Origin of the sequence: Terrilactibacillus tamarindi, assembly GCF_009718825.1 — a bacterium.
Lineage (GTDB): Bacteria > Bacillota > Bacilli > Bacillales > Sporolactobacillaceae > Terrilactibacillus > Terrilactibacillus tamarindi.
Window position 1 is genome coordinate 15625 of the sequence record NZ_WNHB01000007.1, and the last position, 12036, is coordinate 27660.

Annotated in this window: 12 protein-coding genes; 10 read left to right on the forward strand and 2 right to left on the reverse strand. The window is 35.3% G+C overall.

All coding sequences use genetic code 11. The annotated features are described in order from the left end of the window. The first annotated feature begins 440 nt into the window (after positions 1-440). The 8 genes from GMB86_RS05770 to GMB86_RS05805 all read left to right on the forward strand — a co-directional run bounded on the left by GMB86_RS05770 (position 441) and on the right by GMB86_RS05805 (position 8927). Positions 441-1394 carry a nuclease-related domain-containing protein gene (locus GMB86_RS05770; protein ID WP_155217683.1) on the forward strand — a complete coding sequence of 318 codons (954 nt, stop codon included), beginning with the start codon at positions 441-443 and terminating at the stop codon, positions 1392-1394. Positions 1395-1623: 229 nt separating this feature from the next. After that, entirely contained in the window at positions 1624-2415 is a 792-nt protein-coding gene (locus tag GMB86_RS05775; RefSeq protein WP_155217854.1) for a histidinol-phosphatase HisJ family protein, read from the forward strand. Between the two features lie 266 nt (positions 2416-2681). Then, positions 2682-3779: a response regulator aspartate phosphatase gene (locus GMB86_RS05780; protein ID WP_155217685.1), complete on the forward strand. Its 1098-nt coding sequence runs from the start codon at positions 2682-2684 to the stop codon at positions 3777-3779. Positions 3780-4261: 482 nt separating this feature from the next. Next, positions 4262-5107 (forward strand): 3-deoxy-8-phosphooctulonate synthase, encoded by an 846-nt coding sequence (kdsA, locus tag GMB86_RS05785; RefSeq protein WP_155217687.1) that lies wholly within the window; start codon positions 4262-4264, stop codon positions 5105-5107. A 14-nt stretch (positions 5108-5121) separates the two neighbouring features. Continuing rightward, complete coding sequence (locus tag GMB86_RS05790; protein ID WP_155217689.1) at positions 5122-6105, forward strand: KpsF/GutQ family sugar-phosphate isomerase; 984 nt, start codon at positions 5122-5124, stop codon at positions 6103-6105. Positions 6106-6108: 3 nt separating this feature from the next. After that, positions 6109-6639: a KdsC family phosphatase gene (locus tag GMB86_RS05795; protein WP_230459013.1), complete on the forward strand. Its 531-nt coding sequence runs from the start codon at positions 6109-6111 to the stop codon at positions 6637-6639. A gap of 156 nt (positions 6640-6795) precedes the next feature. Beyond that, positions 6796-7518: a metallophosphoesterase family protein gene (locus tag GMB86_RS05800; protein ID WP_155217691.1), complete on the forward strand. Its 723-nt coding sequence runs from the start codon at positions 6796-6798 to the stop codon at positions 7516-7518. A 476-nt stretch (positions 7519-7994) separates the two neighbouring features. Continuing rightward, the gene (locus GMB86_RS05805) at positions 7995-8927 is read left to right on the forward strand and encodes an ROK family protein (RefSeq protein WP_155217858.1); all 933 of its coding nucleotides are present in this window, start codon (positions 7995-7997) and stop codon (positions 8925-8927) included. Between the two features lie 115 nt (positions 8928-9042). On the opposite strand, the gene GMB86_RS05810 is transcribed toward GMB86_RS05805, so the two are convergent. Both GMB86_RS05810 and GMB86_RS05815 read right to left on the reverse strand, forming a co-directional pair. Then, positions 9043-9237, reverse strand: coding sequence for a hypothetical protein (locus tag GMB86_RS05810; RefSeq protein ID WP_230459014.1), 195 nt, complete (start codon positions 9235-9237; stop codon positions 9043-9045). 185 nt (positions 9238-9422) lie between these two features. Then, complete coding sequence (locus tag GMB86_RS05815; RefSeq protein ID WP_196220134.1) at positions 9423-9803, reverse strand: DUF3888 domain-containing protein; 381 nt, start codon at positions 9801-9803, stop codon at positions 9423-9425. A 299-nt stretch (positions 9804-10102) separates the two neighbouring features. Between GMB86_RS05815 and GMB86_RS05820 the strand changes: the two genes are divergently transcribed. After that, positions 10103-11077 (forward strand): NAD-dependent epimerase/dehydratase family protein, encoded by a 975-nt coding sequence (locus tag GMB86_RS05820; RefSeq protein WP_155217697.1) that lies wholly within the window; start codon positions 10103-10105, stop codon positions 11075-11077. A 188-nt stretch (positions 11078-11265) separates the two neighbouring features. Further along, on the forward strand, positions 11266-12000 hold the full coding sequence (gene nfsA / locus GMB86_RS05825; RefSeq protein WP_155217699.1) for an oxygen-insensitive NADPH nitroreductase: 735 nt from the start codon (positions 11266-11268) through the stop codon (positions 11998-12000). Positions 12001-12036 lie beyond the last annotated feature (36 nt).

Sequence of the window (12036 nt, forward strand, 5' to 3'; positions counted from 1 at the left end):
TTAAAACCCTACCTAAAATTTAATTCGAGGCGGGGTTTTCTTCATGGGTAATCAGCGTAGGACTATCTCAGTAGATTTCTAGATTTAAATAAAAAAGCAGTACTATTATCTATCTAATATGGGAATAATGCTCTTACTAAGAAGAGTAGGAGCTGTTCATATGTTCGATGAAAATAAACCATCCTTTTTCAAAGGTTTCCTATTTGCCTGTTTGTTTAGCCTTCCATTGTGGATCTTGATCTTTATTTGTGTTTATTTCTTTATACAATTCGTTAAATGATCTGAATCGGATTGACCATTGTATCCATGGCAACCCCCAAAGAGTCCATCATCATCAATCAATGAAAAATTAGTAATCTATCAAAAACCTTCGTCAATGCAAATGTTTAGATCAAAATTTGGTATGATAGAGGTGTTCATTATGAAAGGATGGATATCTTTTGGTTTTTATATTAATCATCATGCTGGTAAGTCTTGTCGTTATTTGTTTCTATTTGCTCAGCAAACAAAAGAAAATTAAAAATGAGGCTTATCATTTAATAGAGCAAAGTAAGAAAGAAGTCGCTTTATCTCTTGAAGAAGAGAGAAGCCGGCTAGAACAAGAATCAGAAAAGACCATGCAAGAATTACTTGAGGATCATAGTATGACCGTTGTTGGCATTCAAGAAAACTATGAAAAAAAATTAAGTAAACAAAAGGATTACATTAACTTTCTACAACGAAGTTTAAAATGTCCAAAGGATGCCGCTACGTTTCGAATCTTAAAAGATATTAAGAAATTGTGCATAAATGAACAACTTATTCAAGAAGAAGATATGTTGATCATCGGTAATGTCTTTTTGCCTTATTATACGATGGACGGTGAAAATAAAATAAAGCAATTAAGTCATGTTTTATTATTGCCTACCGGTATTTATATAATTGAATCAAAATACTGGGAAGGAAGAGTCTATCATGGTTTAACAAGGGAGCAATCCCATCCTCTTGACTTTTTGTTTGATATCTTCCATGAAGAGGCGTTAAAGGGTGGTGAGCATACGTTCATCCTATCTAGAAAAAAAGGCAGTGACGTTTCAGGTGGCTTTAAAAATACATTGAATATTGAACTTCAAATGAATATCGGAAGGGAACTTTGTGATTTAGCAAATGAATTAAAACGATCCCTTTTCAATTTGGATTCTAGTCGAGTTGTATCTGTTTTATATTTTGACTCACCAAAGGATGACAATCGCATTCATAATTATTCAGAAAGAGATTGGCCACAAGTATGTATCGGACCAAAAGACTTAAATCTCTTTATTAGGAAAGAATTACAATCACAAGAATGGTTGTTATCAGCAGAGGATTTATTCGAAATTAAGCAACAGCTTGAAGGTTTAAATTACGTTTCTTAATGAACGCTTTAAACGTCTAGTCAAATTACAGAACTAGACGTCTTTTCTTTTGCCTTTATATCCGTAGGTTGGATAGGCTTTCTTCATATTGTAAAAATTTCATGGGAGAAAATAACAGAGATGTATTCAACATGAGATTGAACTTGTTATAATAGATTTATAATATCAGGTCCGGAATAACATTAGACAGCATCTTCCTGACTCAACAAATCGATTGGAGGTTAATATGATGCTTGTTTATGATTATCATCATCATACCAATAATTCTTTTGACTCAAAGGCCATTATGAAAGAAGTTTGTGAACAAGCCATAGAAAGAGGAATACATGAGGTTTGTTTTACGGAACATTTCTCAGTGAACCCAAAAGCTTCAACATATGGTCATATGAATTTTGAACGTTATTTTAGTGAAATAGCCGCTTGTCAAAAACAATATGGCGACGAGCTTTCTATAAAAAAAGGAATTGAGCTTTGTGAGCCCCACTTACTTAGAGATCAATATAAAAAAGAATTAGCTGGCAAACATTTCGATTTTATCTTAGGCTCGGTCCACAATATTGATAACTATAAACTTCGTGAAGTGATTAAAAGGGAACCAGAAACGGCTTATTCCCATTATTTTAGCGAAGTTTTTGAATTAGTCAGTTATGCAGATATTGATGTTATTGCTCATCTTGACTTAATGAAACGCTATGCTCATCCTATTTTAGGTTATTACCGCTATGAAGATCATGCGAGTATAATTGAAAAAATATTAACGAAAGCGGTTGAAAGACATATCGGTATAGAAATTAATACCTCTGGACTTCGTGGAGGTGTCGGAGAAACGCTTCCGTCTTTAGATATCGTGCGGCGTTATAGGGAACTCGGCGGTGAAATCCTTACAATAGGTTCAGATTCGCATAAGGTGCAAGATGTTGGAGCAGGTTTTGAAGAAGCGATCCAAATAGCCAAAGATTGTGGGTTTGATCATATTACGGTCTTTTCAAACCGAGTTCCTGAATGGATTAAAATTGACTAATTTGTTAAAATAACAAATTTTTTAATAAAGTGAAACTTCCATTAGTGGGGGTTTTCTTCAATCCCCCACTAATGGTTAGCTGAGCCAATCGGACCTTTACGGGCAGTTGATCCCCCACCTATCTTCTTTGACTACTCAGAATCTTGAGGTGGGGGTCTTTACTTGCCGTTAAGGCGGGATAAAATAGTAAGAGATGAAAGAAAATTGTATATAATGGATAATTTAAGCTGTATAATAAAAAATAAAAAGGGAGGAGATATTTAAGGATGAATCAAAATATCATACGTTCATCGGACATTGCTCATTTACTGAATACTTGGTACAGTGCGATACGAAAGAATCATTTGCCAGAGGCTAAAAAAGTCAAATCGAAAATTGAACAAATGATCGTAGATATGGAAGAAGATCAATCTTTATTAATCTATCATTCACTTCTAGAATTCAGACATAAACTCCTCCTAGGTCAATATGAAAACGCAAAAACAGTACTGTCCGAAGTGCAGCCATTTAAAGAAGACATGACGGATTTATTGATGTATTACTTTAACTTTTTTTCAGGAATATATGCACGCAGTGTCAAAGACTATGAAACGGCACTTTCTTATTATAAAAAAGCAGAAGAATTCGTTTCTAATATTTCAGATGAGATGGAGTTAGCAGAGTTTCATTATGAAGTTGGATCTATGTATTATCAAATGAAACAAAATCTTATTTCCATTCGTCATGCAAAAACGGCTCTAATGATTTATCAAGACAAAGACGACTATTTAAAAAATAGGGCGTATTGTAAACTTCTATTAGCTCTAAATTATGTTGACATGCAAAATTTTCCTGAAGCGAGAAATTATTTTGATCAGGCGGAGCAGGATTCTCTTAAAATAACAGACTTAAGATTTCAATATGCCATTCATTATAATTTAGGGTTGTTTTTTTCGGAGCAGAGTGAGATTGAAGAAGCCATTCATCATTTTTTAGTTGCCTTAAAATTTTGTCACTTTAATAAGCGATTTCAGGTAAAAACACTGTTCACGATTGTTAGAGAAAAACATAAAATAGCAGCCGTTGATACAGAAGAATGGTTTGTAAAAGGGAGAAGACTAGCAACTGAAATAAATGATAAAGAGTATCTGGTAAAATTAGATCTTATCCATCACTTATTTGGACGAGCAAATATTGGAGAAGTTGAAGTCGTATTTGAAAAAGGATTAGCTTATTTTGAAGAACAAAAGTTATGGGTCGACTTAGAAGAGTACTTGGTATGGATAGGGGATTATTACTTTAATCTTCAACACTATGAGAAGTCAACACATTATTATCGTAAAGCCATTGAGATTAAACGGAAAATCATAGGGGAGGTCATTTAATGAAAAGTGGTAAATTGATCACCTTTGTTTTTCTATTGTCTACAGCAATCGTTTTGTTCGGAGGTTTCATACATTCACCTTTATCTCAAACTGAACGTGGGGTTGTGTTCAATGAGACTGAAATAGTAAATTAAATGGCAGTCACTTTTCGGCAGTTCCTAGATGAACTGTCTTTTTTATTTTTGATTCTCAAAAGCTATCGTGCGTGCTCTTTTTGTCTTTAATTGCGGAAAAATATAAAAAATGCAATAAATATAGGTTTATTTAATTAATTAACGGGTATAAAGGCTATAAGCCCGAAGTTTAATTCATGTATGTAGCGATAAAATGAAGCATATTATGTACTAAACGGATAGCTAAACGTTTTCTTTGGGTTACAGATAGAAAAAAATTAGGGTGCGATGAATTTTGGGAAAAGGAGGAGTAGGAAAAATTAACTTTAAATTTAAATATCTAAAAATTCAAACATCAGAGGTGTTAATATGGGGAAAACAGTAAAATTAAATGAAAATATCGTATTCGGTGGAAATCATCCTTTTGTTTTAATAGCAGGTCCATGTGTGATTGAAAGTGAAGATATGGTATTACAAACGGCAGCTGCCATTCAGGACGTTACGTCAAAACTTAATATTCCCTTTGTGTTTAAAGCTTCTTATGATAAAGCCAATCGTTCTTCTATTTATTCAAAACGTGGACCGGGAATTGACGAAGGGTTGCGTATCTTAAGAAAAGTGAAGGAAACATTGGATATACCTGTAACATCAGATATTCATGAGCCTAATCAGGCAAAAGTAGCTGGTGAGGTATTAGATATTTTGCAGATTCCTGCTTTTTTATGTAGACAAACAGATCTGCTTGTTGAAGCAGCAAAAACAGAAAAGATTATTAACGTGAAAAAAGGGCAATTCCTGGCACCATGGGATATGAAGAATGTGATAAATAAGCTTGAAGAATCCGGAAATGAAAGGATATTATTGACCGAACGTGGATCCTCTTTTGGCTATAATAATTTGGTCGTTGATATGCGATCATTGCCTACGATGCGGGAACTTGGCTATCCTGTTGTATTTGACGCCACACATAGTGTCCAAATTCCTGGGGGAAACGGATCATCAACGGGTGGAAAGAGAGAATTTGTTCCCTACTTATCTAGAGCAGCAGCAGCAGTTGGGATAGATTCAGTGTTTATGGAAGTCCACCCTGATCCTGATCAAGCATGGTCTGATGGACCCAATATGGTTAAATTATCTGATTTAGAAGAAACACTTAAACCAATTAAAGACATTGACCAGTTAGTGAGAGATATTCAGATTGTGAATAATCATTAATGGAGGTGCTAGTAATGCTGACAAATATGGAAACGAATACAAGCTATTTGGGAAGCATTAAGGAAGCTTTGGAAACTGAGGCAAGGGAAATTCTAAAGTTAAAAGATCGGTTAGATTCTAGCATTAACGACATTATCAACATGATTCTGAATTGTGATGAGAAGATAATCATTACAGGTATGGGGAAATCAGGTTTAATTGGGAGAAAAATAGCGGCCACTTTTGCAAGTACTGGAACATCATCTTTTTTTCTTCATCCTGGAGAAGCCCTTCATGGTGATTTAGGAAAAATAACCAAAGATGATATCGTTATGGCGATTTCCAATAGTGGTGAAACAGAAGAAATTATGAAAATATTGCCATCTGTTAGACGGATTGGGGCAAAAATTATCAGTATTGTCGGGTCCAAAACATCGACTCTTGCAAGACGCTCAGATTTTGTTATCGATATTGGTGATATTGAAGAGGCTTGTCCTCTTGGATTAGCCCCAACTTCAACAACGACAGTCACTCTTGCCTTAGGCGATGCTCTTGCCGTTGCTCTGCTTAAGGCAAGAGATTTCAAGCCGGAGAACTTTGCTCTTTTTCATCCTGGTGGGTCTTTAGGTAGACGACTTTTATTGACGGTTAACCATATTGCAAAAAGGAAAAAAGTCAATCCGACAGCTAACGCTGATGACGACGTCAAAGATGTGTTATTTAAGATGACTGAATCAGGACTGGGTGCTGTAACGGTTGTAGATAAAGAGGGTCGAGTTTGCGGTATCTTAACAGATGGAGATATCAGGCGTGAACTGACGAAGGGCAACCAAGTTTTAGATAAAAAAATAACGGATATTTATAGCAAAAATCCGATAGTGATTCATACTAACCAGCTAGCGACAGAAGCACTCCGAATTATGGAAGATCATAATTTTGACGTTCTACCGGTTGTTCAAAAGGATAACAAACCGATTGCTCTTTTACACATCCAAGATTTAACGAGATTAGGGTTGTAACGGATGATGAGTTCGAAAATTAAACTAATTGTTTTGGATGTCGATGGCGTTTTAACAGATGGTAAGTTAATCATAGGAACCAATCATACCGAACTCAAAGCGTTTCACAGTCAAGATGGCATGGGAATTACACTGGCAAGACATGCAGGTATTCAATTTGCGATTATTACGGGTAGAAAATCAGATGCTGTGAGACGTAGAGCAAAAGAGTTAAGTATTGATTATTTATATGAAGGGATTAGTGACAAGATTCAAGTTTTTGAAAACTTATTAAACGAATTAAATATCAGTCATGAGGAAGTTTGTTTTATTGGTGATGATATTAATGATTTGTTAATCCTTAAACAGGTTGGATTAGCTTGTGCTCCAAAAGATGCGGTAGACATGGTCAAACGAAATGTGCATTATATAACAAAACGCTCAGGTGGAGAGGGTGCGGTTAGAGAGGTTATTGATCGTATTCTTACTGAACAGTTTGACTATGATGACTTTGTAATGAAGTTTTTACAAAATAAAATTGAAGTAAAACAATAATTTTCTTTTGACTTAGTCCCTTGTTTTGGAGGGGCTTTTTTATATGCGTTAAGGTTTGTCGTTAGGTTTTTTGCTGCTTAAATAATGTATGATATGCTAAACTGATATAAATGGTTATGGTTAACAATAATTTACTTTTTAGGAGGTTCAGTTGTTTTGAGAATAGCACTCATATCAGATATTCATGGTAACGCTGTTGCACTAGACGCGGTTTTGGAAGATGTTAAAAAACAGCACGTTGATCAGATTTTCGTATTAGGAGATCTCTGTTTCCGCGGGCCAGAGCCAAAACGGGCTTTAGAACGGGTGCGTTCTCTAGATACGGTCGTCATTAAAGGGAATGCAGATGAATGGATCGTTCGTGGGGTAAAACAAGGTGAGGTACCTGATCACATGTTATCAATCATGAAGAAAGAGCAAGAGTGGGGAGCATCAAAGCTTGATGAAGATGATTTGAATTATTTAAGTCATTTGCCGACAGGACATCAGCTTCAAGTGGATGATTCGATGATTAACCTGTTCCATGCTACCCCTGAAAGTTTGTTCGAAGTGGTTCCTTCTGATTCAAAGGATGATGTGCTTTATGATCGTTTTCATCTAGAAGGCTCTGAAAACGTGTATGTTTATGCCCATATACATACAGCCTTCATTCGTTTTATCAAAGGGAATTTGGTTATGAATACTGGTAGTGTTGGTTTGCCGTTTGATGGTGTCGCCAAGGCATCTTATGGTTTATTAGATATGACGGATGGAAATATAAGCGGACGTATTATTAAAGTTCCTTACGATATTGAAAAAGTAGTCAAGCAGTATCAATCACTTGATTATCCAAATGCTGAAATGATGATTAATACAATTAGACAAGGTAGATTGGGTTAATCTTAAAGTTACCAATTAATAAGCTACGAGATCTCGGGCGTTGTCCAAGAGGATCTTCAACTAAAGCCGCTCACGTCCTGTGGCTGGCGCCAGAAGCCACCACATCCTGTGAAGGGTTAGTCCTCAGGAACAGCGCCGCTCTTAGCCTTTTGCTTCTAATTTGTCGCCTTTTTGAACGCGCATTAAAATAAGAACTTATCGAAGGTGTTTTTAATTAGATATGTATATCAAGTCGACAAGATATCGTGTGAGTGTTGTTGGAAAAAGTCACTATTTCTCGGGAAATAGCTAATCTTAAGTCGATTGAAACACAAATGATTGTGAATTAAGGGATTGGTATAAATGGATGGATATCCAACCTGTTACTCATAATAAAAATTTACATTCTTTTAAAAACATCTAGCTTTTTGTTGGCTTTTTTTGATATTATAATAGAGTGATATAAATTGAAAGCGGAATCATATTTTATTAGTTTAATGATTAAACTATACAAAGGGAAATATATAATAGAGGTGAATACATTGAAATTAGGAGCGATTGAGGCAGGCGGAACAAAATTTGTTTGTGCTGTTGGTAATGGCGAAGGTGAAGTATTTGAAAGAATGAAGGTAGACACAGATCATCCCGATAAAACGATACCCGCTGTGATTGAATTCTTCAAAACGCATCAAGTGGATGCATTAGGAATTGCATCATTTGGTCCAGTTGATGTTGATAAGGACAGTCCAACTTATGGAAACATCACGTCAACACCTAAACCAGGTTGGAAGGACTATCCTTTCATCAGTCACTTTGAAAAAGAACTTAATATACCAGTGGGATTCACAACAGATGTGAATGGTGCAGCTCTGGGTGAATTAACATACGGTGCGGCGAAAGGCCTTGACGGCTGTCTTTATATTACGGTAGGAACAGGAATTGGTGCGGGTGCTATAAGTAATCATCAACTTGTTCAAGGATTTTCCCATCCTGAAATGGGGCATATTCTTGTAAGAAGGCATCCAGAAGATCACTATGAAGGTCATTGTCCATTTCACAAGGATTGCCTAGAAGGACTTGCAGCGGGACCAGCGATTGAAGCGAGATGGGGTAAAAAAGGTCATCTCTTAACAGATCATGCACTAGCTTGGGAAATCGAAGCAGATTACTTGGCTCAAGCACTCATGCAGTACATTCTCGTTCTTGCTCCTAAACGGATCATTATGGGTGGCGGTGTCATGAAGCAAGAAAGATTATTCCCGCTCATTAGAGAAAAGGTAAAGGATCTACTTAATGGGTACGTCGCCTTTCCTCAGGTTGCTGAACACATTGATGACTACATTGTTCCACCTGGACTAGGTGATAATGCAGGTATTACTGGAGCGTTAATTCTTGCAGGCGAAGCATACAAGACAGTAAAAGTGAAATAATCAATATCTAAGTGGAAGTCCATAAAAATGGTTGCTGAATATATCATTCAGCAACCATTTTAATTTGATATTTTTTTCGCTATCAGCATGTAAGTGGAAATCTAAATTCATCTTTCTAACTTTTAAATATATGAGTTTTTCGTTTACTAAGTAATTTTTCAAACGGAAGAAAACCAATTAAAATAATGATTGATACAAGAACCCACCAATAGTCAAGTTCGTGATGAATAATTTTTCTGTAGACAGTATTAACAATACCGTATATTAACAAAATAAGTAGAGCAAAATTGAATCCTTTTCTTCGATTCAATGACATCAATCCCTCTTATCTGAGTATTAACATCCATAATTTATTGGACTAAAAATAATGAATGATTAATATAAGAATAAAACGCAGTTCAATAAATGTCTATGAATTTTTTAAATATTTATGCAAAATGACATAAACATTTAACAAATTTTTAATAATTAGTCTAATAGCCTAGTCTTTTTCGTTTACAATGTAGCTGGGATCATTTTATGTTTATATTCGAGAACCCGAATAACTCCCTTATTGACTTTAAACTTTATGGTATCAACGGCAAAAGGTGGTCTGCGTCCAGCTAGAGATGTATGTAGGCTAACGGTGCAAACAAATGCCGTATTACGATCAGGATCTAGATTGTTTGTCCGAATTAATGAAACATCGGAAATCGAGATATTCTTTTTACCGTATTGGTGCTTAACAGCATTTTCTATTGCAGGATAGAGCAAAGAGGTTGTGAAATCTTCTAGTGTATTGGCTGATTTTAAATCCGTTTGTGCATCAGAAATCGAAGTGACAGAGAGTAGAAGTACACAACATATAAAAAAACTGAAAATGGTATGTTTAACCATGTTCATTCCTCCATTTTAGTAGAGTAGAATCACTAATTTACACCGTAACACGATTTAGGCATACTAAATAAATTTAGCTTTTGTCAGCTTTGATCATTCTTTTACTAGTTTGTCACATATCGTCTTAATTATTCAATTTAAATTTAATTATGTATATCTTCATTAGATGAGAACACATGCAAATCACCTTAAAGAAGTCAAGGGAGTTAATCATAGTTTTTCTTGTCTAAATTTCGTATAATAGGAAGTATGCAATTATATATTTCACTCTAAGTGTTTGCTAAAGGGGCGTAGATGAAATGACGAGTATATTAGTCTTAGGTGGTAGTCAGTTTGTAAGTAAGGCTCTTGCAAAGTACTTAATCAAGGAAAATTATAAAGTTGATATTTTAACGAGAGGTCAACATCCCATAGATTATGCTGGTTTTCGAACACATTTAATCGCCGATAGGCATAATAAAGATCAACTCGAACAAGTCTTAAAAGGTCGATCTTATGATTATGTGTTTGATGTCTCAGCTTATACGAAAAAAGATATTGAAATATTAATTGATGTTTTACCAAAGTCAGATCTTAAGCGATATGTTTTCTGCAGCTCTGGAAGCGTCTACCATCATTCCGAAAGCTGGATTGATGAAGAAGGCTCTCGTGGCGTCAATCCAAACTGGGGCGTTTATGGTCTGGATAAAAAAGTAGCTGAGGACTATGTCTTTTCATATGCGGTAAAAGAATTGCCGATTACAATATTTAGACCTTCTTACATTTATGGAGAAGGTAACAATTTATATCGTGAAGCCTATTTGTTTGATAGAATCGAACAAGGCAAACCAATACCCGTTCCAGTGGGCGACTGTCAGGTTCAATTCATTTATATTACGGATGCTGTTAAAATGATGGCAAGCGTGATTAACCATACTTTTTCTGTTGGAAAAGCCTACAATGTCACTTATAAAACACCAGTGAATTGGAAAACATGGATTGAAACCGCTGAATTAGTTGTTGGTAAAAAGGCCAAAGTTGTTCTTGTAGATGAAGCTCTGTTACCGGACAAAATAAAAACACGGCATTATTTTCCTTTTAGGCCCGTTTCCTATTTATTATCAAATGAAAAAGCCTTAGCCCATGGACTATACGAACCAACCATTGATTTATTTGACGGTTTGTCGCTTGCTTATGCTGATTTTAAAAATAATCCAATGGATCGTATGGATAAAACGATGAACAAAGTAGATGAAGTGGCAAATGGCAGCGTGAATTTAATCGATTATATATAACTATTTGTAGATGACAGATTAGCTACTTAAGCTACATCTGTTTTTTTTTGTTTAGAAAGGTTACGTATTTTGCTATATTAATGATTTCATTTTTTGATTGGTTTTTTTCCGAAAGAATGTGGGTAGTTGTCTTGATAACAACATTTCTTGTTCCATATAATAAAGTTACTTAGAGGAGGTCCTTAGAAATGAATGATGTTCTACAAACAATGAGAAATCATGTCTCGGTACGAAAATATAAATCTGAACCTATTCCGCAAGAAACCATTGAACAACTTGTTGAAGCAGCACAGCACGCCGCTAGCTCAAACTTTGTCCAAGCTTATTCGGTTATTGCTGTAACAGATCCAGACATTAAGGCAGAATGTGCTCAACTGACGTACAACGATCATGTCAAGGATGCAGCTGTTTTTTTTGTCATATGTGCTGATTATCATCGTTTAGCTCTTGCTGGTAAAAAACACGATGTGACGATACATACAGAAACAACTGAAAATTTTCTTGTTGCGACGGTAGATGCTTCACTATTTGCTCAAAATCTGACTCTAGCTTCCGAATCATTAGGCTATGGCACATGCTATATCGGAAGTGTTCGAAATAATATCGAAAAAATCAGTGATTTATTGAAAATACCAGAGTATGTTTTTCCTCTTGTTGGATTAACAGTCGGAATACCTGATGAAGAACAGCGAGTCAAACCACGTTTACCAAAACGAGCCGTTCTTCATCAAAATGCTTATGATCAAGTTAACTATTCACAGTTACTTGATGAATATGATGAGATGATAAAAGATTATTATCAAAACAGATTAACGAATCAAAAAGATACGACTTGGACAGAAAGTATGAGTGCTTATTTATCAAAGAAAAACCGTATTTATATGAGAGATTATCTTGCCTCTCAAGGTTTTAAATTGGAATAAAAATAGGAAGAGGTGACATAATACGACAGTATTGTG

Excerpts from the sequence above, each read along its gene's own strand:
- GMB86_RS05815 (WP_196220134.1), bottom strand. The coding sequence starts at position 9,803 with ATGGTTAAACATACCATTTTCAGTTTTTTTATATGTTGTGTACTTCTA.
- GMB86_RS05775 (WP_155217854.1), top strand. The coding sequence starts at position 1,624 with ATGCTTGTTTATGATTATCATCATCATACCAATAATTCTTTTGACTCA.
- GMB86_RS05780 (WP_155217685.1), top strand. The coding sequence starts at position 2,682 with ATGAATCAAAATATCATACGTTCATCGGACATTGCTCATTTACTGAAT.
- GMB86_RS05790 (WP_155217689.1), top strand. The coding sequence starts at position 5,122 with ATGCTGACAAATATGGAAACGAATACAAGCTATTTGGGAAGCATTAAG.
- GMB86_RS05805 (WP_155217858.1), top strand. The coding sequence starts at position 7,995 with ATGATTAAACTATACAAAGGGAAATATATAATAGAGGTGAATACATTG.
- nfsA (WP_155217699.1), top strand. The coding sequence starts at position 11,266 with ATGAATGATGTTCTACAAACAATGAGAAATCATGTCTCGGTACGAAAA.
- kdsA (WP_155217687.1), top strand. The coding sequence starts at position 4,262 with ATGGGGAAAACAGTAAAATTAAATGAAAATATCGTATTCGGTGGAAAT.
- GMB86_RS05820 (WP_155217697.1), top strand. The coding sequence starts at position 10,103 with ATGACGAGTATATTAGTCTTAGGTGGTAGTCAGTTTGTAAGTAAGGCT.
- GMB86_RS05795 (WP_230459013.1), top strand. The coding sequence starts at position 6,109 with ATGATGAGTTCGAAAATTAAACTAATTGTTTTGGATGTCGATGGCGTT.